The 24,696-nt window shown below is 43.9% G+C and carries 17 protein-coding genes and 1 tRNA gene; 10 read left to right on the top strand and 8 right to left on the bottom strand.

The window, feature by feature from the left end:
- Positions 1–38: 38 nt before the first annotated feature.
- On the bottom strand, positions 39–1,073 hold the full coding sequence (gene dusA / locus MEPCIT_RS01040; RefSeq protein ID WP_013975605.1) for a tRNA dihydrouridine(20/20a) synthase DusA: 1,035 nt from the start codon (positions 1,071–1,073) through the stop codon (positions 39–41).
- 125 nt (positions 1,074–1,198) lie between these two features.
- Positions 1,199–4,018, bottom strand: coding sequence for a DNA polymerase I (gene polA / locus MEPCIT_RS01035; RefSeq protein WP_013975604.1), 2,820 nt, complete (start codon positions 4,016–4,018; stop codon positions 1,199–1,201).
- A gap of 656 nt (positions 4,019–4,674) precedes the next feature.
- Here polA and eno point away from each other — a divergent pair.
- The 6 genes from eno (at position 4,675) to tusA (ending at position 12,366) form a co-directional block, all read left to right on the top strand.
- Positions 4,675–5,970 (top strand): phosphopyruvate hydratase, encoded by a 1,296-nt coding sequence (eno, locus tag MEPCIT_RS01030; protein ID WP_013975603.1) that lies wholly within the window; start codon positions 4,675–4,677, stop codon positions 5,968–5,970.
- A gap of 195 nt (positions 5,971–6,165) precedes the next feature.
- The gene (gene cysJ / locus MEPCIT_RS01025; RefSeq protein WP_013975602.1) at positions 6,166–7,995 is read left to right on the top strand and encodes an NADPH-dependent assimilatory sulfite reductase flavoprotein subunit; all 1,830 of its coding nucleotides are present in this window, start codon (positions 6,166–6,168) and stop codon (positions 7,993–7,995) included.
- Positions 7,995–9,698 carry an assimilatory sulfite reductase (NADPH) hemoprotein subunit gene (cysI, locus tag MEPCIT_RS01020; RefSeq protein ID WP_013975601.1) on the top strand — a complete coding sequence of 568 codons (1,704 nt, stop codon included), beginning with the start codon at positions 7,995–7,997 and terminating at the stop codon, positions 9,696–9,698. The genes cysJ and cysI overlap by 1 nt, the downstream gene beginning before the upstream one ends.
- A gap of 14 nt (positions 9,699–9,712) precedes the next feature.
- Positions 9,713–10,447, top strand: coding sequence for a phosphoadenylyl-sulfate reductase (locus MEPCIT_RS01015; RefSeq protein ID WP_013975600.1), 735 nt, complete (start codon positions 9,713–9,715; stop codon positions 10,445–10,447).
- 189 nt (positions 10,448–10,636) lie between these two features.
- On the top strand, positions 10,637–12,064 hold the full coding sequence (cysG, locus tag MEPCIT_RS01010; protein WP_041186166.1) for a siroheme synthase CysG: 1,428 nt from the start codon (positions 10,637–10,639) through the stop codon (positions 12,062–12,064).
- Between the two features lie 44 nt (positions 12,065–12,108).
- Positions 12,109–12,366 carry a sulfurtransferase TusA gene (tusA, locus tag MEPCIT_RS01005; RefSeq protein ID WP_013975598.1) on the top strand — a complete coding sequence of 86 codons (258 nt, stop codon included), beginning with the start codon at positions 12,109–12,111 and terminating at the stop codon, positions 12,364–12,366.
- Positions 12,367–12,427: 61 nt separating this feature from the next.
- Here the strand turns inward: tusA and lpdA are convergent, their stop codons facing one another.
- From lpdA to aceE, 3 genes are all read right to left on the bottom strand, one after another.
- A complete protein-coding gene (gene lpdA, locus MEPCIT_RS01000) occupies positions 12,428–13,864 on the bottom strand; it encodes a dihydrolipoyl dehydrogenase (RefSeq protein WP_013975597.1) in 1,437 nt (478 codons plus the stop codon).
- Between the two features lie 92 nt (positions 13,865–13,956).
- Positions 13,957–15,231, bottom strand: a complete 1,275-nt coding sequence (gene aceF, locus MEPCIT_RS00995) for a dihydrolipoyllysine-residue acetyltransferase (RefSeq protein WP_013975596.1) — start codon at positions 15,229–15,231, stop codon at positions 13,957–13,959.
- A gap of 15 nt (positions 15,232–15,246) precedes the next feature.
- Entirely contained in the window at positions 15,247–17,916 is a 2,670-nt protein-coding gene (gene aceE, locus MEPCIT_RS00990) for a pyruvate dehydrogenase (acetyl-transferring), homodimeric type (RefSeq protein WP_013975595.1), read from the bottom strand.
- A 940-nt stretch (positions 17,917–18,856) separates the two neighbouring features.
- On the opposite strand from aceE, the gene kdsC reads away from it, so the two are divergent.
- Genes kdsC through lptB form a run of 4 tightly spaced genes read left to right on the top strand, consistent with a single transcriptional unit; the run spans position 18,857 to position 21,283 of the window.
- Positions 18,857–19,414 (top strand): 3-deoxy-manno-octulosonate-8-phosphatase KdsC, encoded by a 558-nt coding sequence (kdsC, locus tag MEPCIT_RS00985; protein ID WP_013975594.1) that lies wholly within the window; start codon positions 18,857–18,859, stop codon positions 19,412–19,414.
- 5 nt (positions 19,415–19,419) lie between these two features.
- Positions 19,420–19,998, top strand: coding sequence for an LPS export ABC transporter periplasmic protein LptC (gene lptC, locus MEPCIT_RS00980; protein ID WP_013975593.1), 579 nt, complete (start codon positions 19,420–19,422; stop codon positions 19,996–19,998).
- The gene (lptA, locus tag MEPCIT_RS00975; protein ID WP_420887215.1) at positions 19,988–20,521 is read left to right on the top strand and encodes a lipopolysaccharide transport periplasmic protein LptA; all 534 of its coding nucleotides are present in this window, start codon (positions 19,988–19,990) and stop codon (positions 20,519–20,521) included. Before lptC ends, lptA begins: the two co-directional genes overlap by 11 nt.
- Before the next feature lie 36 nt (positions 20,522–20,557).
- The gene (gene lptB / locus MEPCIT_RS00970) at positions 20,558–21,283 is read left to right on the top strand and encodes an LPS export ABC transporter ATP-binding protein (RefSeq protein ID WP_013975591.1); all 726 of its coding nucleotides are present in this window, start codon (positions 20,558–20,560) and stop codon (positions 21,281–21,283) included.
- A gap of 189 nt (positions 21,284–21,472) precedes the next feature.
- Here the strand turns inward: lptB and MEPCIT_RS00965 are convergent.
- From MEPCIT_RS00965 to rpoZ, 3 genes are all read right to left on the bottom strand, one after another.
- A tRNA-Pro gene (locus MEPCIT_RS00965) sits at positions 21,473–21,549 on the bottom strand.
- Between the two features lie 245 nt (positions 21,550–21,794).
- On the bottom strand, positions 21,795–23,882 hold the full coding sequence (gene recG, locus MEPCIT_RS00960; RefSeq protein ID WP_013975590.1) for an ATP-dependent DNA helicase RecG: 2,088 nt from the start codon (positions 23,880–23,882) through the stop codon (positions 21,795–21,797).
- Between the two features lie 367 nt (positions 23,883–24,249).
- Positions 24,250–24,525: a DNA-directed RNA polymerase subunit omega gene (rpoZ, locus tag MEPCIT_RS00950; protein ID WP_013975589.1), complete on the bottom strand. Its 276-nt coding sequence runs from the start codon at positions 24,523–24,525 to the stop codon at positions 24,250–24,252.
- Between the last annotated feature and the right edge of the window lie 171 nt (positions 24,526–24,696).

Below are 24,696 nucleotides of genomic sequence, written 5' to 3'. Positions count from 1 at the left end.
TATTTTCAGTTTTCAGTACATTAAGCAGCAGGTTGAATTTAACGCTGTATGTAGGATAGAGCTTTAATCAATACATCAGTATCCGCGCCAGGGTGGTTAGCATATTCGCTTAAATAGCGCCGCCAATGCTTGGCACCAGGCATTCCCTGAAATAGCCCAAGCATGTGACGGGTAATTTTAATCAGAGTAGTGCCATGTAATAGTTCGTATTCTATATAAGGTAACATAGCGTTAATCACGGCCGCTTGAGTTGGCAATGGATCAAATGCGCTAAATAACTCGCTGTCAACCCGCATTAGCAGACCAGGATTGTAGTAAGCTTCGCGGCCAATCATGACCCCATCAAGTTGCTGAAGATGGGTTATAGCGTCGTGCAGAGTAGTTATTCCGCCGTTTACTACTATCTGTAGCAACGGGAAATCATGCTTTAATCGATACACCCTTTCATAATCAAGCGGCGGAATTTTACGGTTATCTTTAGGGCTTAAACCGTTAAGCCAGGCTTTGCGTGCGTGGATAATAAACTTCTGGCAGCCACCTTTAGTAGCGCAGGTATCGATGAACTCATAGAGGAACTCATAGCTATCCTGCATATCTATACCAATACGGGTTTTTACTGTGATAGGTAACGATACTGCCTCGCGCATGGCGGCGATACAATCCCCTACTAGTGCTGTTTCGGCCATTAAACAGGCACCAAAACGTCCGTTTTGCACTCGTGCGGAGGGGCAACCAACATTTAAGTTAACTTCGTCATAGCCCATATGTTGTGCTATTTTCGCGCAGCGTGCCAGCTCTTTCGGTTCATTGCCTCCTAGTTGGAGTGCCAAAGGATGCTCCTCCTCATTAAAGATTAAATCATCTCCTTTTCCATGCAACAAGGCACCCGTCGTCACCATTTCTGTATACAGCAAGGCGCGGCGACTTAGTTGTCGCAAAAAAAAACGGCAATGACGATCTGTTAAGTTTAGCATCGGCGCAACGCTAAATCTACTGGGCAAAAACGACGCCAACTCGGACGAGCTATTAGTAGATGACGGGCTATTTATTATTTCAGCGCTAATTTTAAGCATAGCTAATATATTTTTATCTTTGTGCAAGTAATAGTGTTTGCAAAATTTCAGGTGGATGACCAAATGACAGCAAAAAAATTTATATTAATTTGAATATGCTGTAATCTTAGTCACGATACATGCATTTAGTGTGCTTGAGCCCAATTTTCACCGACACCAACTTTTACCTGCAGCGGCACATCCAGTGCAAAACATCCTTCCATTAGTGCCTGAATCCGTGCTTTGGCGTTTTCTACCGCATTTTTATGCACCTCAAAAACTAGTTCATCATGAACTTGCATAATCATACGAATAGGCGGTGCTTCCTGTTGCAGCCAACTATCGACCGCAATCATCGCCCTTTTAATTATATCGGCAGCGGTGCCTTGTATAGGTGCATTTATAGCTGCGCGCTCCGCACTTTTCTTGCGTATGCTGTTACGAGAATTAATATTAGGTAAATAAATCCGACGACCTTCCATAGTCGCGACATAGCCTTTGCTAGTAGCCTGTCTGCGGGTAAGTTCCATATATTCCAAAACGCCAGGATGCCGCTGGAAATAACGATTAATATATTTCTGTGCTGCTAATCGCGGTATTGATAGCTGACGCGATAGGCCAAAAGCACTCATGCCGTAAATCAGGCCAAAGTTAATAGCCTTTGCGCGACGTCGCTGATCTTGGGTAACGTTCTCAAATGGTAGACCGAATACTTCCGCTGCAGTGGCACGATGAATATCTTTACCGGCGGCAAACGTAGTTAACAAACCAGGATCACTTGATAGGTGCGTAATAATGCGTAGCTCAATCTGTGAATAATCAGCTGCCAATATAAGCGTATCTGGCGGTGCAATAAACGCTTGCCGGATACGTCGCCCAGCATTATTGCGCACTGGGATATTCTGTAAATTTGGATAGCTCGAAGATAGGCGGCCAGTAGCAGTTATTGCTTGATGATATGAAGTGTGAATACGGTTCGATAACTTATTGATCATTTTTGGCAATTTATCGGTATAGTTTGATTTAAGTTTGGCTATAATACGATATTCCGCAATCAACTTTTGCAACGCATAAGCTAGCATCACTAGTATCATATTGGCTTGCGCTTCTTTTTTTCCTTGTTCTTCTTTGTTGTTATTGAAAGAAGTATCTGCCAGGTATTGTTTCATTGTTTGCAATTTCTGCTTTTTATCGCATAAAATTGCCTGCAGCTGTTTTGTGGATGTAAGATTGAACGGTTTTTTTACTAGCTTATGTGCTTCAAGTTCCAGCTCTTCCAGGCGGTTGGTCAGCTCCACCGAATATTTGGCAAGAAGTTGTTCATCAATTAGCACACCGTTGCGCTCGATGCGCGATAGTACTGGTACTAGGGGAATGTCAATTTGCTCAAAAACCTTTTTTAGTTCCGCTGCCTGCTCAAGGCGCGGCCATAACGTTTGATGCAAACGTAGTATTATGTCCGCGTGGGCGGCGTAAGTTATGGTCTGTTCTAACGCACTGTGATTAAACATCAGCTTGTATTGGTCAACAGCTATCTTGTCGAAGTTCACGGTAGTGTACTGTAAAAAACGTTTCGCAATGCTGGCAATATCGTGTTTACCAGCGACGCTGTTCAGAACGTAAGATTCAAGCATGGTATCGAATGTAATACCAGCCAAATGAATGTGATATTGATTTAAAATTCCTTGATCAAACTTGAGATTAAAGCCTATTTTGCTGATAGTTGGGTCTTCTAGTATCGGTTTCAGCGCTGTTAAGACCGCTGTTTGGTCAAGCTTGTGCGGCTCATTCAGATAATCTTGCCCCAACAGCAGATAGGTTACCTTACCTGGTTTCACCGCAAAAAATAGTCCCACCAGGTTGGCTGTCATAGTATCCAGTCCGTCAGTTGCAGTATTGAAAGCGAATACACCATTGTTGTGAATCATGTTAATCCAACTGTCAAGCGTCGCCATATCGGTTATTTGAGAATAACTTACTGTTGATATTACTTCACTTGGATCTTCAGCAGCTACTGGTCGAGTAGCAGCCCAGGGTGACGGCGTAGTAACGGCATTTTTATCAGTTTTTTGTAGCCATTTACCAGTGTTCAAGTCGCTAAGCCAGCGTTTAAATTCATAACGTTGGAATAATAGTCTTAACAGTTTGTATTGTGGTTCTTCTACCGTTAGTTGATAATAGGATAAATCCAGTACCACATCGGTTTTAATAGTGGCTAACTGGTAGGAAAGGAACGCTAAATCACGTTGTTGCTCGAGTTTGGTGGCAATGTTTTTGGCGCCGCGACAGCACAAGATACTAATGCTATCAAGCTGTTGATATATGGTTTCCAGCCCACCTATTTCATGTAAAAGTATCTGCGCTGTTTTCTTACCTATTCCCATCACACCAGGAATATTATCAGCTCTGTCACCCATTAGCGCCAGATAATCGATGATAAGTGCTGGCGGTACACCAAATTTAGTTTTTACTTCTTCTGGACCTATAATGGTATTTGCCAAGGTATTAGTCATGGTAATTTTAGACGATACCAGCTGTGCTATATCTTTATCACCAGTGATTATCCGGACATCACAACCGTCGCGCGCCGCTGTTATAGCCAATGTACCTATAACATCATCAGCCTCAATGCCACTGATAGACAGTATAGGCAATCCCATTGCTTTAACCATATCATACAGTGGTGTGATCTGCTTGCGCAGATTTTCCGGCATTATTGGTCGGTGTAATTTGTAATGCTCGAATAATTGATCACGAAAGGTTTTATCCTTGGTATCAAATACTACCGCTACATGACTTGGTTGGTATTGTATAAGCAAGCTTTTAAGCATATTCAATACGCCGTACATTGCCCCTGTTGGTTCCCCCGCGATATTATTCAACGACGGTAAGGCATGATAGGCACGGTAAAGGTAAAAAGAACCATCAACCAAAATTAACGTATTTTTTTTCTGTATTTGGTACATAGTTGATGTTTTATTTTAACCTAATCAGTAAAAAATATGTGGAATTTGATGATTATAACGGCATAGAAACAATCAAAATTTCATTATAACAACATGGGCATAATCATCATTATTTTATTTTTAATAAGTTTTGATAAATTATAAGTAAATGTCAACTATACTGCTAAAACCTGATGTAGGTAATACTAAGATTATAATCATAGATATTACAGCGTTTGGTTACTAAAATACTTACACTGAACTTGCTCGTGACTACGTATCATTTGCTGATGATGCAACAATAATAAATTAACTCTAAGAAAGTTGTGATTAGCTATTATAATAAATATAGGAGCATCATGTTTAGCAGGATAATAAACGGGTTAGGTAATAATAAATTTATCTCCATGATATTTAAGTTAAAATACAGCTAAGATACAACAAAATTACATTTGTACTGTAGGGTAGCTGGGATTATTTAATAATATTAATACCTCACGCATATTCCAGAAAAACAATTTTTACGGCTGTTTTTATTGTGCCATTGGATATTGGATTAAGTGGTGTTTTCCGGTCTCGCTGGCAAATGCTTAACCAACAACAAGCTATGAATAAACCCAACCGCTTACGTTTCGTCTGTTAGAAATTATATTTTCACTTGTACTGAGGAAATACTAATGTCAAAAATTGTCAAAGTAATTGGCCGTGAAATTATTGACTCCCGTGGACATCCAACCGTAGAAGCAGAAGTGCATCTTGATGGTGGTTTTGTTGGATTAGCTGCAACACCATCAGGTGCTTCTATTGGCTCGCTTGAAGCGCTAGAATTACGTGATGGAGATAAATTACGTTTTTTAGGCAAAGGTGTTACTAGAGCGGTTGCTGCAGTAAACGGTCCTATTGCTCAGGCATTGGCCGGTAAAGACGCAAAAGTTCAGGCTACATTGGATAAAACCATAATTGAACTTGACGGCACCGCAAACAAATCTAAGTTTGGTGCCAACGCGATTGCCGCTGTGTCTTTTGCAGCTGCAAAAGCCGCTGCATTATCCAAAAGAATGCCGCTATATGAACATATTGCGGAGCTGAATGGTACTCCAGGGAAATTTTCCATGCCGCTACCGATGATTAACATTCTTAATGGTGGTGCACATGCTGATAACAACGTTGACATACAGGAATTCATGATCCTGCCTGTTGTTGCAAAAACTTTTAAAGAGGCAGTGCGCATAGGTTCAGAAGTATTCCACTCTCTTGCCAAAGTCTTAAAAAGTAAAGGGATGAGTACCGCAGTAGGCGACGAGGGCGGCTATGCGCCAAACGTTATATCCAACGCCTCAGCATTGGCCGCTATCCAGGAAGCGGTAGAGAAAGCTGGTTACTTGCTTGGTAAAGATATCGTCCTGGCAATTGACTGCGCGGCCTCCGAATTATTTGACCATTCAAACGGCAACTATAACCTGCCTGGCGAAGGCAAAACTTTTACCTCGCAGGAATTCACCCATTATCTAGAAGATCTGACTAAACAGTATTCAATCTTTTCTATTGAAGATGGTCTTAATGAGTCCGACTGGGATGGTTTTGCTTACCAAACCAAAGTGCTAGGAGAAAAAATTCAGCTAGTAGGTGACGATCTATTTGTAACTAATACTAGCCTGCTAAAACAAGGTATAGACAAAGGTATCGCTAACGCCATCCTGATTAAATTCAACCAGGTTGGTTCACTGACAGAGACATTAGCGGCGATCAGGATGGCAAAAAATGCTGGTTATAAAACCATTATCTCTCACCGTTCTGGTGAAACCGAAGATGCTACTATCGCCGATCTTGCAGTAGGAACAGCTGCTGGCCAAATCAAAACCGGCTCGATGAGTCGTTCTGATCGCTTGGCAAAATACAACCAGCTTCTTCGCATTGAAGAATACCTTGGGATACGTGCGCCTTTCAACGGTATGCCTGAACTTAAATGTTAGGTATAAGTTCGTACTACTGATCTGCTATGTAGCAAAAATGCCATATCTTGATAGTTAGTAGTACGGTGATCCGCAATCGATGTTATAGTTATTTATGATTCATATCTTGTTCTTTATTGTGTAGCCTAGAATAGGTATGCTTATATAACCTGGTGGTGTTTACAGGCTTGATGACAGAAGGAACTGCCTACTTCCATGACAAAACAGGTTCATTTTACTACAGCTTTGCCGTTAAGTTCTGAGCAGCTGAGTCGCTTGCAGGAAGCTACTAGGGATTTTTCCTCCCTGCAATTAGCTTGTCTTGCCGGTTATTTTTGGGGGCGTGTGTCGGCAGAAGATCAACCTTTGTTGCTGGCAGCGCCGGCACAGCCGCATGTAGGCGCCGTTGCTGCGGCGACGGTACCTATTACTTTGCTTAGCGCCTCGCAAACCGGCAATGCAAGACGTCTAGCGGAGCAATTGCGTGACCATTTAGTCGCCGCTCAGCTTGATGTCGTTCTAATTAACGCTGGCGATTATAAATTTAAACAGATTGCCCAGGAGAAATTGCTTATAGTCGTCACCTCCACTCATGGGGATGGGGATCCGCCAGAAGAGGCGGTCGCGCTATATAAATATCTTTTTTCGAAAAAGGCACCAGCGTTGCCTGATACCAAATTTGCTGTGTTCGGATTAGGTGATAGTTCCTATGAGCATTTTGCGAAAATTGGCAAAGATTTCGATCGTCGACTAGAGGAGTTAGGAGCTCAGCGTTTATATGATCGAGTTGATGCTGATGTTGACTACCAGGTGCAAGCTGAGGCTTGGCGCACAGCGATGGTAGATCGGTTGAAGTTAATTGCAGTAATCGCTAGCCCAGAGCAACAAAAGACGTTTAGTGACCATGACCATAACAATAAGTTAAATTTCAATCCTTACACCAAAGAAACACCGCTAAGCGCGTATCTATTGGTGCGTCAGAAAATAACTAGCCGGCAGTCGCTAAAAGATGTGCGCCATCTTGAAATTGATCTCGGAGATTCCGCACTACATTATAAGCCGGGCGATGCGCTTGGAGTATGGTACGAAAATGATCCAGCTCTGATTTGCGAATTGCTAGCGCTACTGTGTCTAAAAAACGACGAACAAGTCAAAGTTTCGGGGCAGACGCTGTCTCTCAGCGAGGCACTACAAAAATATTATGAGCTGACGCAAAACACCCCAGCTATAGTAGAACATTATGCCTATTTAGCGCAGGATAAAGCGCTGTTGGCTATAGTTGCAGATAAAGCTAAATTGCAACAGTTTGCGCAAACTACACCAATTGTCGATATGGTACGACATGTGCCTATTGACATCTGCTCAGATCAGCTTTTAGGACTGCTGCGCCCGCTTACGCCACGCCTATATTCTATTGCATCGTCACAGGCAGAAGTAGGTGCAGAAATACATATTACTGTTGGCGTGGTACGATTTGAAATCGAGAGTAGGCTACGTACTGGTGGTGCCAGCGGTTATTTAGCAGATAGACTGCCAGAAGGCGGTGTATTGCGGGTGTTTATTGAGCATAACGATAACTTTTGTCTGCCTGAAAATCCTAATACGCCGGTAATTATGATTGGGCCTGGCACCGGCATTGCGCCGTTCCGCTCGTTTTTGCAACAACGCAAGGCAGATGGTGCCTCTGGAGAAAACTGGCTGTTTTTCGGAAATCCCCATTTTACCGATGACTTTCTGTATCAGGTTGAATGGCAGCGCTATGCGAAAGAAGGTATTCTAACAAAAATAGATCTAGCTTGGTCACGGGATCAAGCAGGTAAAATTTACGTACAGGATAAAGTACGCGAGAATGGTGCTGAATTATGGCGTTGGATCACGCATGGTGCTCATATTTATGTTTGTGGCGAGGCCAATTACATGGCCCGTGATGTCGAGCAAGCGCTCGTTACGGTAGTCGCTAAGCATGGGGGTATGAACCTCGATCAGGCGGATGAATTTTTAAGTGAGCTGCGCCTTGAGCGCCGTTATCAGCGGGATGTATATTGATGAGTGAACAACAACTGAAATTCAAATGCTCCGACAACGAACGCTTAAAAAGCGAAAGCAATTTTTTGCGTGGCACCATCGTGCAGGATCTGCAGGATGGTATAACTGGTGGCTTCAATGGTGATAATTTTCAGCTAATCCGCTTTCATGGCATGTACCAGCAAGATGATCGTGACCTGCGCGCTGAGCGTGCAGAAGCAAAACTAGAGCCGTTGATCAGCATGATGCTGCGTTGTCGTCTTCCTGGTGGAGTGATCAAGCCGCAACAATGGTTAGGCATTGATGCATTTGCTGCTGAAGAAACTTTATACGGTAGTATCCGTTTGACTACCAGGCAAACTTTCCAGTTCCACGGTGTGCTTAAGTCAAAGCTGAAAGGCATGCATCAATTACTGCACCGCTTGGGACTAGACTCTATTGCTACCGCAGGCGACGTAAACCGTAACGTCATGTGCACATCTAATCCCATTGAGTCGGTGCTGCATCAACAAGCCTGGGAATGGGCTAAAAAAATATCTGAACATCTGCTACCGAAAACCAGAGCATATGCTGAAATTTGGCTAGATGGCGAAAAAACCGAAACTACAGATCATGAACCAATCCTTGGTCCTACATATTTGCCGCGTAAATTCAAAACCACGTTAGTTGTTCCACCATTAAATGATGTGGATCTGCATGCTAATGATCTTAATTTTGTTGCTATTAGCGATAATGGTCAACTAGTGGGCTTCAACGTACTGGTGGGTGGTGGTCTTGCAATGACTCACGGTGATAAGAGTACTTATCCGCGTAAAGCCAGTGAATTCGGCTTTGTTGACCTGAAAGATACACTTAAAATCGCTGAAATGGTGGTTACAACACAGCGTGACTGGGGCGATCGTTATAATAGAATAAATGCAAAGACAAAATATACCCTTGAGCAGAAAGGTGTCGACGCTTTTCGGAAAGAGGTAGAAATGCGCACAGGCGTAATATTTGCTCCTGTGCGTCCTTATTCCTTTACTGAACGTGGTGATCGCTTCGGCTGGGTTAAGGGGATCGATCATAAATGGCACTTAACGCTATTTATTGAAAATGGCCGCATCCTTGATTATCCAAACCGAACACTAAAAACTGGTTTGGCAGAAATAGCCCGTATCCATCAAGGTGATTTCCGTCTGACCGCTAACCAAAACCTGATTGTCGCAGGGGTCGATAATACGGATAAAGCAGTTATTGAAGCACTAGCTCGGCGGCACGGGCTGATTAATGATGGTGTCACCGCGCAGCGTAAGGCATCCATGGCCTGCGTAGCTTTTCCTACATGTCCGCTTGCCATGGCTGAGGCGGAACGATTTCTGCCTCAGTTTGTTAGTAAAGTGGAAAACATTATGTCTGGTCACGGGCTGTCAGCAGAAGAAGAGATTATACTGCGTGTTACCGGCTGCCCGAACGGCTGTGGGCGCGCGCTGCTCGCGGAAATTGGGCTGGTTGGTAAGGCTATCGGTCGTTATAACTTGTATTTAGGTGGTGATAGTGCCGGTACCCGTATTCCGCGCATGTATCGAGAAAATATTACCGAAAACGATATACTGAATATTATTGATGACACCATAGGCCGCTGGGCGCGTGAGCGCAATCCGCAGGAATCCTACGGCGATTATGTAGTCCGAGCTGGAATAGTACGTCCAGTAGTAGATTCGGCACGCGATTTTTACGATTAACCAGAGAGGACAGCATGAGCGATTTGGATCTTGGCGAATTAACTGCGCTTGATAAAGCGCAACAAACTGCCGCTTTGTCTACTATTAATAAGCAGTTAGAATGCAAAACCGCGGAGAAACGGGTTGCTTGGGCGCTAGAAAAGCTACCTAAGCAAATTGTGCTTTCATCTAGCTTTGGTATTCAGGCTGCTGTTAGTCTGCATATGGTAACTCGCCAGTTTCCTGATATTCCGGTTATTCTCACTGACACTGGTTATCTATTCTCGGAAACCTACCATTTTATAGATGAGCTAACTGAGGAGCTGGGGCTCAACTTGAAAATTTTTAGCGCTAGTATTTCGCCAGCTTGGCAAGAGGCGCGCTATGGCAAACTGTGGGAACAGGGTATCGAGGGTATTGAGCGCTATAACCAAATCAACAAGGTAGAACCGCTGAACCGCGCGTTAGCTACTCTTGGTGCAAAGACTTGGTTTGCCGGTTTGCGGCGCGAGCAGTCCTACAGCCGCTCTCAATTACCAGTGTTAACGATTCAGCGTGGGGTGTTCAAACTTTTGCCGATTATTGACTGGGATAATCAACAAGTGTATCAATATATTACCAGTAATAGCCTAAGCTATCACCCACTGTGGGAAAGGGGATATGTATCAGTAGGTGATATACAAACTACACGTAAGTTTGAGTCAGGTATGAATGAGGAAGAAACGCGCTTCTTTGGGCTAAAACGCGAATGTGGCTTGCATGAAAGTTAAAATTGATAATACCGCTGCATACTATACTTATTTTAGGCTCGCACGCAATTTATGAGCGGCTGTAATTAAATTCAGGTTGTTATTGCGGTCGTTTAAGCCATTACTTGGTTCCCCCTCCCAGAACTGGCTAAGCGGCTAAGCAAGGCAAAATGACCAAATGTGTTAATCAACAATATTAGAAAGATTGCTGTGAAATATTTACCAATATTTGCTGATTTTAGGCAACGTCCGGTATTAGTAGTTGGCGGTGGCGATGTTGCTGCACGTAAAATTCAACTATTAATGCGTGCTGGCGCCCAAATTCGTGTTTCTGCTCAAGGACTATGTCCAATGCTTACAAACATTTACCATGCCGGCGGACTATCCTGGATAGGAGAATCTTTTGAACCAGCAATGCTGGATGATGTTTTTCTAGTTATTGCCGCCACCGGTAATAAAAAGCTAAACTCCATAGTTGCAAAGTGCGCAGAACAACGTCATCTGTTGATCAACGTGGTAGACACCAAGCAGCACTGCTCATGCATTTTTCCTGCTATTATTGATCGTACCCCAATCGTGGTAGCTATTTCCACTGGTGGTATGGCACCGGTATTAGCGCGCGTTCTGCGTGAGAAGCTTGAATCTATGCTACCGAATTTTCTTGGTCCAATGGCGGCTATGGCAGGTACATGGCGAGGTAGAGTAAAGCAGCATATTCGCAGCATGGCCGGACGCCGAAGATTCTGGGAAAAAGTGCTCAATGGTCGCTTTGCTAATCTGATATCACGGGGACGGCTGGAACAAGCAGAACAAGAGCTAGAGCTGTCCCTATCTGCTAATCCAGAAAATGTAGGCGAGGTAGCACTAGTCGGTGCTGGTCCCGGTGATAGTGGACTATTAACACTACGCGGACTACAATTATTACAACAAGCTGATGTTGTGCTTTATGACTATCTAGTCAGCCAGGAAATACTTGACATGGTGCGTCGTGAGGCAGACCAGATCTGCGTAGGAAAGCGCGCCGGCTCACAGTCGATATCGATGTCGCAACAGGAGATCAACCTGCTCATAGTTACTCTAGCGCAACAAAGCAAAAAGGTCGTACGGCTCAAAGGAGGCGATCCATTAATTTTCGGTCGCGGTGGCGAAGAAATGCAAGCGGTGGCTGCATTGGGTATACCATTTCAGGTCGTACCTGGCATCACTGCTGCCTCTGGTGCAACCGCCTATGCCGGTATTCCGCTAACCCACCGTGAATATGCTCAAAGCCTTACCTTGATTACTGGGCATATGCAAGACGGCGCAGCGGACTTGGATTGGCAGGCGCTAGCACGAGTTAGCCAGACGCTTGCAATATACATGGGAGTATTCAACGCAGCTGAAATAAGTAGTAAACTAATTTACCATGGCAGATCGGCACAAACTCCTGTGGCAGTAATAAGTCGCGGAACCCAAAGTGACCAATGCGTACATATCGGTACTCTAGCAGAACTAGAGTCCCTGGCACAGGGGGCATTAACCCCCGCCTTGCTAGTGATAGGCGAAGTCGTTTCTCTTCATCATGAAATTAATTGGTTTGGTCAGCAAAACCTGACATCTTACAAACGTACGTCTTCTGTAGTGGAGATGAAAGATTAAACGATATACAAGATTTAACTAAGTTATTTTTATGGACGTTATTTATGCTTTACTCTTTTACCGACACTGATCTAACATTGGATGTTTGCGGCCTGCGCTGTCCAGAACCAGTCATGATGGTTCGCAAAACAGTGCGCGGTATAGATTGCGGACAGACCTTACTTATTATCGCCGATGATCCAGCCACCATACGCGATATTCCTATTTTCTGTCGTTTTATGGAGCATACTTTGCTATCACAAGCCACAAAACAATTACCATATCGTTATATTTTGCGTAAGGAAAAACATTTTTCTCTGTGAGCTTCTATTTTCAAAAAAGTTTATGATGTTGATATCTACCTGTTGTTCTACTTCAACAGAACTAAAGTAAATTGCTATTGTTCTTTAATTTGTTGTTAGGAAGGTCGGTAATGGTTCCTTCGTAAACTTCTGCTGCTAGACCAATGGATTCATACAGAGTAGGGTGTGCATGGATGGTCAACGCTATATCTTCTACATCACAGCCCATTTCAATGGCTAGGCCTATTTCTCCCAGTAGCTCGCCACCGTTAGCTCCTACTACCGCGCCGCCAATCACCCGATTACTGTCAGTATCAACAATTAGCTTTGTTATACCTGCCTGGCAAGCGGAAGCAATTGCTCTGCCGGAGGCAGCCCACGGAAAAGTGGCGACTGCATAGCGAATTCCTGTTTTTTTCGCTTCTTTTTCCGTTAAGCCTATCCATGCAACTTCCGGATTGGTATAGGAGATAGACGGAATAACTTTTGGTTCAAAATGGTGTTTCTTGCCAGCAATTACTGCTGCCGCTAAGTGGCCTTCATGGATGCCTTTGTGTGCCAACATGGGCGGGCCGACGATATCGCCAATAGCGTAGATATTTGGCACATTAGTACGCATTTGTTTATCAACATTGATAAAACCACGATCATCTACTTCCACCCCAGCCTTGCCAACATCGAGCCGTGTGCCGTTCGGCACACGGCCGATAGCCACCAACACAGCGTCATAGATCTTGGTTGCTGCTGCCATATTTTTCCCTTCCATGCTGACATAAACTCCGTCTGCTTTGGTTTCTACTGTGGTTACTTTGGTTTCAAGCATTAAATTAAAATTGGAACTAATTTGCTTAGTAAAAATTTGCACCACATCTTTATCTGCCGGTGGGATAACCTGATTGAATATTTCTACAACATCTATTTTTGAGCCTAGCGCGTTATAAATTGTTGCCATTTCTAAACCAATGATCCCTCCACCAATCACGAGCAAGCGCTTTGGTACTGATTTTAGAGCAAGCGCATCAGTAGAGTCCCATATGCGGGAATCTTCATGGGATATAAATGGTAATTGTATAGGTCGGGAGCCAGCAGCAATGATCGCTTGGTCGAAGTTGACTACTGTTGTATCATTATTACCTTCTATTTGCAAATGATTAGTGCCAATGAATTTACCATAACCGTGTATTATATTGACCTTGCGCAATTTTGCCATGCTGCTAATATTGACACTCAGCTGCTTGACCAATGTTTCTTTCCAGGTACGAACTTTATCGAGATCAGTTTTTGGTTCACCAAAAACGACACCGTTTTTACTGATTGCCTTTGCTTCTTCAAGCACTCTAGCGACGTGCAATAATGCTTTGGAAGGAATACAACCAACATTCAAACAAACTCCACCCAGGGTAGGATAACGTTCCACCAAGACGGTATCTAGTCCTAAATCTTTACAGCGGAATGCCGCGGAATATCCACCAGGGCCTGCCCCAAGTACTACGACCTGAGTTTTTAATTTATTAATCATCATTCCCTCTGAATTTCCTCTAATGTTTTTCTTCTTAGTTTAAATTTTTGCCATACCCATGGCTCATAGTTAATTTTACATAATTGGTTATGTTACATTAATAATCGACGGATATCGGACAGTAAGTGATTGAGAAAACTGATAAAGCGTGCGCCATCAGCACCATCAATCACCCGGTGGTCATAGGATAGCGCCAACGGCAACATCAACCTGGGCACGAACTCGTTACCGTTCCACACTGGCTTCATCGCAGCCTTAGAAACACCGAGTATTGCTACTTCTGGCGCATTGACAATTGGCGTGAAAAACTTACCACCGATACCGCCTAGGCTAGAAATAGTGAAACAACCGCCCTGCATATCAGATGCAGTCAGCTTGCCGGCCCTAGCCTTGTTCGATATGACCGTCAACTCGCTTGAAAGTGCTACCATGCCTTTTTTATTCACATCTCGTAAGACTGGCACCACCAGGCCATTCATGGTATCTACTGCTACCCCGATATTTACATATTTTTTTAGTATCAGTTTATGAGTTTCTTCAGCTAGTGAGCTGTTAAAACGAGGTAACTCTTCCAGAGTATTAGCGATTGCCTTTATAATGAACACTAGTAGAGTCATTTTAACATTCGTCTGTTTTTTTTCCAATTCGATATTATGTTGTTTGCGGAAGGCTTCTACCTCGGTAATATCGGCTTCGTCGAACTGTGTCACATGGGGAATAATTACCCAGTTACGTTGTAAGTTTGCACTAGAGATTCTCTGGATTCGTTCCATCTCAATCTCTTCGGTATCACCGAACTGTCTAAAGTCCAATGTTGGCCATGGCCGTAGCATAATACCTAGTGGTAATCTGCTGTCTCCGGCCGCCTCTTCGTCGTCGTGTTTTACCGCTTTTTTGATATACGCGTGGATATCTTCGCGAAGAATGCGGCCTTTACGCCCGCTGCCTTTTATCTTCTCTAGGTTGATACCGTATTCGCGTGCTAGTCGCCGAATCACTGGAGTCGCATGCACGTAGGCTGCGTTCTCCAATAATTCGCCTCTGTTGGTACATGAGGTTAGCGATGGTGCAGGTGTAGTAACAGTGCTATTGTTGGTATTTACCGGCATCTGGTTGGTTACGGTAGGTTGAGTATCTTCCACATCGAATACCATAATCTGCGATCCAGTACTTACTTTGTCACCGACGTTAATTTTTATCTCTTTGACGGTCCCTGCGAATGGCGCCGGTACTTCCATTGCCGCCTTGTCACCTTCCACGGTCAGTAGTGGCTGCTCAGCTTCAACTATATCGCCTACGCTGACCATAACTTCTGTTACTTCAACTTCATCTACACCTATATCCGGTACATTTATTTCAATCGTCATTATTTACTCTACCTCTTATGCCAGCCTAGGGTTGACTTTATTAGCATAGATCTTGAATTTATTGATGGCCTGTGCAACTATATCATCGCTAATATCGCCTCTTTTTGCTAATTCACCCAACGCGGCGACTACTACATAACTAGCGTCCACTTCAAAGTGATGACGTAGGTTATCGCGACTGTCTGAACGGCCGAAACCGTCAGTGCCAAGAGTACGGAACTCTTTAGCAGGGATAAAGTTGCGTATTTGCTCGGCAAACAATTTCATATAGTCTGTGGATGCTACTGCTGGTGCGTTATTTAGTACAGTTGCTACATATGGTATGCGTGGTGTTTTAGTTGGATTCAGCATGTTCCAACGCTCACAATCCTGTCCATCTCGCGCTAGTTCTGTGAAAGAGGTCACACTATAAATATCTGAACTTATATCATACTCTTTCGACAGAATTTGCGCAGCTTTGCGCACGTGGCGTAAAATAGCGCCTGAGCCCATCAGCTGCACTTTTCCTTTGCTGCCGACCAGCGTTTCTAACTTGTAGATCCCTTTACGAATACCATCTGCAGCACCCTTAGGCATAGCTGGCATGGTATAGTTTTCGTTCATTGTGGTAATATAGTAGTATATGTTTTCCGGTTTATCACCGTACATACGATTCAAACCATCTTGTATGATAACCGCAACTTCATAGGCATAGGCTGGATCATAAGAAATGCAGTTCGGTATTGTAAGAGATTGAATATGGCTGTGACCGTCTTCATGCTGCAAACCTTCACCATTCAGGGTAGTACGCCCTGATGTTCCTCCGATTAAGAAGCCGCGCGCTTGCTGGTCGCCAGCTGCCCAGCATAGATCACCGATCCGTTGGAAACCGAATATTGAGTAATAGATATAGAATGGAATCATCACTAAATTATTGGTACTATAAGAGGTAGCTGCTGCCAACCAAGAAGCGGCTGCGCCCAGTTCGTTGATCCCTTCTTGCAGTATTTGCCCCTTGGCGTCTTCGCGATAGTAAGCTACCTGCTCGCGGTCCTGCGGTGTGTACTGTTGGCCATTCGGACTATATATGCCTATCTGGCGAAACAACCCTTCCATCCCGAAGGTACGGGCTTCATCGGCGACAATTGGCACCAAACGATCCTTAATCGACTTTTGCTTAAGCATGGTGCTCAAAACGCGTACAAAAGCAATAGTAGTGGAAATCTCTTTGTTCTGTTCTTCTAGTAGCGGAGCGAAATCCTCCAGCTTCGGAAGCTCCAGCTGATTGGTGAATTCACTCAGGCGACTTGGCAGATAGCCGTGCAGCACCTGGCGCTGCTTGTGTAGGTAAGTATGCTCTTCTGAACCTGCATCAAAGGTAATATAAGGCAGTGATTCGATCTTTTCATCGGTGATGAAGCTAAGATTAAAACGATCGCGAAAATAACGTAATCCTTCTATATTGATTTTTTTTACCTGATGCGCGATGTTCATGCCTTCTGCGGTTAATCCCATACCATAACCTTTAATTGTATGGGCAAGAATAACTACGGGCTTGCCCGTAATTTTCTGAGCCTTTTGCAAGGCAGCATAAATTTTTTTTGGATCGTGGCCGCCGCGATTAAGCGCCCAAATCTCATCGTCTCGCATGTCTTTCACGAGCGCTGCGGTTTCAGGATATTTCCCAAAGAAATGTTTGCGAACGTAAGCACCGTTTTTAGATTTAAAGGTCTGATAGTCACCATCAACAGTTTCGTTCATCAGCTGCATCAGCTTACCGGAGGTATCTTTGCGCAATAGCTCATCCCATCGGCTACCCCAGACCACTTTAATCACTTCCCAACCTGCGCCACCGAATACCCCTGCCAACTCGTTGATAATTTTGCCATTACCGGTAACTGGACCGTCCAAACGCTGCAAATTACAGTTGATAATAAACACTAGATTGTCCAGTTTTTCGCGCGTTGCTATAGTGATCGCCCCTGTTGATTCCGGCTCATCCATCTCACCGTCTCCTAGAAAGGCGTAAACGGTCTGATTACTAGTATCTTTTAGCAAGCGATGGTCCAGATATTTCAGGAATTTCGCCTGATAAATGGCGCTAATGGGTCCAAGCCCCATTGACACTGTCGGAAATTGCCAGAAATTAGGCATTAGCTTCGGATGCGGATAAGAAGATAGACCTTTGCCATGTACTTCTTGGCGAAAGTTGTTCATCTGCACTTCGGTTATACGACCTTCAAGGAAGGCACGTGCATAAACTCCTGGGGAAATATGACCCTGGAAATATACCAGGTCGCCGCCGTCTTTGTTGTTCCGTGCGCGGAACAAGTGGTTGAAGCAAACTTCATAAATAGTAGCAGCCGACTGAAATGATGCCATATGGCCACCCAAGTCTAAATTTTTTTTCGATGCGCGTAGCACGATCATAATGGCATTCCAGCGAATAGCTGAACGGATGCGGCGCTCCAGTTTTATATTGCCAGGATATTCCGGCTCATCTTCGACTGGAATGGTGTTAATGTAATTGCGTTCGTTTGCAGCACACGCAATACTTCTTACACCACATTTGTTGGCTTTGTCCAACAATTGATCAATCAAGAATTGCGCGCGCTCAATACCATCTGTACGTATAACTGATTCAATCGCCTGGAGCCAGTCGTGTGTTTCGATCGGATCCACGTCATTGTACAAACTAGTTGACATGGTTTTTTTTTCCTTATCTAGATCTAAATGTAAGATTAGTTAAGTTGGTGTCTATCTTAGTTAGGAAGATAGGCCTACTTCGTCCGTCAAGTTGGTAACAATTTCAGGAAGATGAATGCGTTCTATCGTATTTCGTCCGTCGTCGTTCACGCTCGTTTCGACGGCTATGTTCACGAACAAGTTACCGCAAACTTTGCTGAATTTGGTAGCTGTATTGGCTCCATGCCTCGCCCTGGATGAAATTAAACCGCATTTGTTTAAATGAGACGTACGGCACGACCTACTTGTAGAAATATGATTAACTGAGAGTGATCGAACTAACCAATAGAATTGATTATGGTTGGTTCTGCTGCCTGTTATTGAATGATGCGGTCAATAAATAGCGTAGTTAGTTACCAAAAAATCAGTTTTAGGATACTAGGCCAATATTGTGGTCAATGGATTGCTTATGCCATAAATTGCTTTCAACCAACTTGGTTATGTTTTCCTGACGTCGCAGCAAGCAGTAGAACTGTTTCACAGTTATTATCTTATAGTTAATGAGTTAATTGATGAAAACAATTTTATTTAAACAATACTAAGGGTATCAAATTATTTCACTTCTGTCTATTGTGGTTTGAAATTTAAAATAAGCAACTTAAGAAGCCTCTGCGCATCCCAATAATGTGCATGAACGGGGGGTAAGCCCAATATAATAAAAGCAGCGGCAATTTATCTTTGCGTACATGCTTCCTTCTTCCGCAACATGTACGCACGGCACGGTATTACACCTAATAATACACTAGCAGTAGAGACGCTTAATTGGAGGAAAAAAAACAAACAATATCAATTCACATATAACTTATTCACGGCTGGTAGCGAACAGTAACCAGCTGATAGGCATGCGTAGTTTATATATATGCTATAATACGCGCTGGCGCGATACAATATGGATAACATCATGCAAGAAAATCCTAATGTCGAGACATACTATGGCTTAGTAGCACATCATGTGCTGAAATGCGCCAGCGATATTCGCCTATTAATTTGCGATGTTGATGGTGTCATGTCCGATGGACTAATTTATCTGGGTAATAACCGTGAAGTAATTAAGTCGTTCAATGTTCGAGACGGTTACGGCATTCGGTGTTTGCTGAACTCAGGCATTGAGTTCGCTATTATTACTAGCTGCAGCTCCACCAGGCTACTAGAAGATCACTGTGTTAAGCTTGGCATTCATCATCTTTATCAGGGTCAATCTGATAAGACAGTGGCATTTAAGACACTACTAAGCAAACTGACATTAACAGCGGAACAAATCGCCTATGTTGGTGACGACCTCATTGATGCTCCAGTGATGGAGCAGGTTGGCCTGAGTGTGGCGGTAGCTGATGCGCACCCATTATTGCAGCTCAGTGCTGATTACGTTACTCGCATTGCTGGTGGTCGTGGTGCTGTGCGTGAAGTTTGTGACCTGCTGCTATTTGCACAGGGCAAGCAGAAGAATGCCAACGGTTAGTCTGGATGAGCAATACCAGACGTTGGACTACGGCACTGCTCGGGTTATTCGTGCTGGTGCTTATTGGCTTGAAACTAACGGAAACTTACCAGAAGCTAGCACTGGTCAAGGTGCCTACTCATACTAGCGAGCCAACCTATCAGAGCGAATATACTACAACTTTAGTGTATAACCTGGCAGGTTGGCTTAGCTACCAGTTGGTAGCCGATCACTTGAATTATTTTGCAAAACCACAGATCATGTTGGTTAGTAAGCCTGTTGTCACTACGTTCGATGAACACACAACAATACCTACCTGGATAGTGAAGGCCGACAAGGCCAAGCTAACTAAAAAAAGAATACTTTACCTTTATGGCCATGTTCAGATAGATAGCTTGAATAATGCCTCGCAAATTAAACACCTTACAACAGATAACGCAATAGTTAACCTGGTAACGCAGGAAGTTTCCTCGGATGATAAAGTAAGCATATCTGGTCTTGGCTATCATTCAATCGGCATGCAGATGCGCGGCAATCTTCGCAATAAGACCGCTGAGTTGCTAAAAAATGTTCATACTACCTATAATGAAATTAATAAATCATAAACATAAAGCATATCCCAGCCTTCTGGTCGGCTGCTTAATGCTAGCCAGCGCGTCGGCGCTAGCGTTAACTAGCAACGACAATCAACTGATTAAAATTGCCGCCATGCAACAAGCGGTGGATATGGCGACTAATACTGTGACCTTAACCGGCAAGGTTGTAGTCAAGCGAGGTGCGCTTGATATTCGCGCCGATAAAGTGGTGATCACTAGACCAGATAACATGAACGTAGTAATAGAAGGTTACGGTAGTCCGGTCACCTTCTATCAATGGCATAACGATGGCCAGCAAGTAAGTGGCTATGCGCAGAACGTGCGTTATGAAACCGCTCATGACCGAGTAATTTTTACTGGTAATGCCTATTTGGAGCAGTTGGAAAGCAACGTCAAGTTTGATCGTATGATTTATCTGGTTAAAAGACAGCAGCTAGAGACCTTCAGCGATAAAGGGAAACAGGTAACCACCGTAATTGTGCCATCGTATTGGTATGGCAGCAGTATAACAGCAGCGGTGCTAACTCAGTAAACAGTGACTCAATAATCTGGTATAAGATCAGGATATATGGCAATATTAGTGGCAGAACATTTAGCGAAAGCTTATAAACAGCAACACGTGGTGAAAGATGTTAGCCTTAAGGTAAGCTCTAGCGAAATTGTGGGATTACTTGGGCCAAATGGGGCTGGTAAGACTACAACGTTTTATATGGTAGTTGGGATAACATCACTTGATGCTGGAAGAATTTTAATTGATGAGGAAGATATCAGTCTTCTGCCACTACATGCCCGTGCCCGCCGCGGTATTGGCTATTTGCCGCAGGAAGCATCTATTTTCCAACGTTTGAGTGTGTTTGACAATATTATGGCGGTACTTGAAATAAGTTCGGCTCTTACTAGCCACCAGCGTAACAAACAAGCAAAAGCACTGATGGAGGAATTTAGTATTAGTCATCTGCATAACCTCCTTGGTCATTCACTATCAGGCGGTGAACGGCGCCGTGTAGAGATTGCGCGCGCACTGGCAGCTAATCCTAAATTTATCTTGCTTGACGAACCTTTTGCCGGCGTTGATCCTATTTCTATTATCGATATAAAAAAAATTATTAAATACTTGAGCCACCGCGGCTTAGGCGTACTTATTACTGATCACAACGTACGTGAGACACTCGAAGTGTGCGAACATGCTTATATTGTTAGCCAGGGTAAGCTAATCGCCCATGGATCACCAGCCAATATTATGCTAGACAAACAGGTTAAACAGGTTTATCTAGGCGAAGAATTTTACCCTTGATAAGGTGTTTTAGTTTTAGACGATAGAAGCTGAAGCTTAAGCAAACAATATTCATTATTCATTTAAACAGGCTAAACAGCTAAACACCATTCGATGACATATTTGACAACTTTAAAAATTAAGTTGGCACTGTTACAGTACTTGATCTAGCTCAATATACTGCAACAAATACACCGTCGCGGAATTGATTGGTCGGCATGAGAGGATTCGAACCTCCGACCCCCGACACCCCATGACGGTGCGCTACCAGGCTGCGCTACATGCCGAACTAATGGATATTAATTATACTAGTTTCTAGTAGAAATACAATAGTCGAAGCGAACAATAACTGTTGTTTTTACTGTTGTTACTAGTCTAGTTAAGCTACTGGTAGCTTACGTTAAATGCGAGATTACTATGATATGTTTACTACACTTACACTACTATGACGTGACCTACCGGCACATGTTGGTACGGTTCATAACATTTGTATAGATGCTTGATAAGCTAGCCTATTATAAGTAGATGCTACTCAAGCGAAAGTATATAGGACACGTTCTGGCCGCCATCGTTCAATAAGTGCACTTGCTAATTCCGGGTGGTATTGATTAAGGTACCGTGCTAGTCGCTGTACCTCCGGAATCAGCGCTTGATCGCGCAATATATTCGCTATTCTGAATTTGACCTTGCCAGTTTGTCTGGTTCCTAGTAGCTCGCCTGGACCGCGGATTTCCAAGTCGCGCTGGGCAATGACAAAACCGTCGTTGTTATCGCGTAGCACTTGTAGACGTAACTTGGCGATTTTGTTTAGTGGCGGCTTGTACAGCAGCACACAATGTGATGACATCGTACCTCGTCCCACTCGCCCGCGCAGCTGATGCAGCTGCGCTAGCCCGAGCCGCTCTGGGTCTTCAATAATAATCAGGCTGGCATTAGGTACATTGACGCCGACCTCGATGACAGTAGTCGCTACCAGCAACTGTACTTCACCAGCCTTGAAAGCTTTCATCATCTGCTGTTGTTCAGGAACTTTCATGCGACCATGCACTAGCCCAATTCGAATTTCGGGCAACGCGCTTTGCAATTTTTGCCAGGTTGACTTAGCTGCCTGTGCTTCCAGCACATTTGATTCTTCTATAATATTGCAGACCCAGTAAGCTTGACATTGCTCCTGCTGCAGGTATGTGTGGCGTAAACGCTGAATGATTTCAGCGCGTCTAGTATCCGGGATAGCTACTGTCGTCACCGGCTTACGTCCTGTTGGTAGCTCATCAATGATTGAGTTATCCATGTCTGCGTATGCGGTCATTGCCAGTGTCCGCGGAATTGGTGTAGCTGTCATAATCAATTGATGGGGATGAACTCCCTGCGCAACACATTTTCCCCAAAGCGCTAACCGTTGATGGACACCGAAACGGTGCTGCTCATCGATAATAACTAATGCCAACTCAGTAAATTGCACCTGCTCTTGAAAAAGAGCGTGAGTACCTACCACCATTGACACCCGACCATCACTGATAGCCCCTTGCTGCGTTTGGCGTGCTTTACTGGTTTGTTTGCCAGCGATACAACCGACCTTGATGCCTAGCGGAGCAAACCAGTCGCGAAAATTTTGTGCATGCTGTTCGGCCAACAACTCAGTTGGCGCCATTAGCGCCACCTGCCTGCCATTGCTAATAGTACATAGTGCCGCCAGCGCCGCTACTAAAGTTTTGCCAGATCCTACATCACCCTGTACCAACCGCATCATTGGGAAGTTGCGCGCCATATCTTGTGTTATTTCTTGAATAACTCGCTGTTGGGCAGCGGTTAGGGAGAATGGTAGCGTAGCGAGAAAGCGTCGGCACAAAATATTATCCACTCGCAACGGCAAGGCCGGGTATTGTTGCATCTTTGACCTGACTGCTAGTATGCTCAGGTTATGAGATAACAATTCTTCTAGAATCAACCTGTGCTGCGCCTGGTGACGTCCCAATGCTAAATCGTTCAACGATGTATTTGCTGGCGGGCGGTGCAACATCCGTAATGCAGCAGTAAAACTCATTAACTGGTAGCTAAGCTCTGGTGGCAGCAATTCAGCTACTGGCGTTATATCGAGTATTTTCAGAACTTGATCAATCGTGCTACGCAGCGTAGACTGTTGGATACCATTGGTGGTCGGATATATTGGTGTTAACTCAGCAGCAAAATTAACTTGACTGTTATCGTTGATAATATGATATTCTGGATGTATGATCTCATTGCCAAGTTGGCCACGGCTGATTTCGCCATATGCTGTCACCCATTTGCCAGGTGAGAAAATAGTTTTCATAGTCTGGTTAAAATTGAAGAAACGCAAAATAATGACGCCACTGTTGTCACGTAGGTGGCAGATTAGCATACGTTTGCGTCCAAAAATTATATTTCTATTCAAAACTTCGCCCTGCACGGTTACTGTCATTCCCGTTTTTGTATCGCCTATAGAATAAATTTTAGTACGGTCCTCATAGCGGATTGGCAGATGCAACAGTAGATCCTGCAGGTTATCGAGTCCTAGGCGGGAAAACTTGCTAAATAGATGCGGACCGACCCCTGGTATAGTATTCAGCGGAATAGCGTTTAACAAGCGGCATTCGTTCATCTCAGCACTCTGTTGCTTTGTAAACGCGCGTTATACTTAATAAAATACATGTTGGACCGCTATAATCAATGGTGCAGCCATTCGCTACAGTGTACGGTGAGCTATCCAGCCAGCCAAATAGACGACGAATTAAATAATTGTGGTTACGGTTAATTCGTATTACCTCTGGAATAATGACAATTTGACGCAAAATTTTCGCCAAACTACTACGAGTATAGCTTGTGGTGAAAACAACCTGATGATTGATAGTATTCAAAGCCATGCGTCTTGCATTGCTATGATTATTTTACAGACATTTGCTGTATTTAAATTGGTCTAGATAGCTTAAAATTAATACTGTTGAATAAGGCAGGGACAAGTACGGCAACTAACGGCTGCCTTCAGTGATTGTGGTGATTGCCTTAAGCTCCGCTACTACCTGATTTTGCTGTTCTTGACGCTCACGTAAATCCAGGATATGGCTATTTATCAGCCCTTCCTCTATTTCCCGAAGGGCGATAACTGTGTATTTATCGTTTGCTTCTGCAACTAGAGGATCTTTCCCACCAACCTGAAGCTGACGAGCGCGACGGGCAGCGATCAGCACCAGGTCAAAACGATTATCAATTTTTTCAACTGCTTTTTGTACGGTTACGCGTGCCATATTTGCACTCCTCTAAATATAAAACATTACTTGAATGATACGTAAATATTTTCAGTCAACCACCAATTTGGTGATTAATGTGTCATAGCAGCATTGTGGTGTTGGACCTTTAAAGCGGCTAGGTGTTCAGCAAAAATTGGCTTACGCTATTCTGATATTATAAATGGTATA

This window comes from Candidatus Moranella endobia PCIT, from assembly GCF_000219175.1.
Taxonomy (GTDB): domain Bacteria; phylum Pseudomonadota; class Gammaproteobacteria; order Enterobacterales; family Enterobacteriaceae; genus Moranella; species Moranella endobia.
The sequence above is the reverse complement of the archived record's forward strand: the minus strand, read 5'-3'. Positions and strand labels throughout refer to the sequence as shown.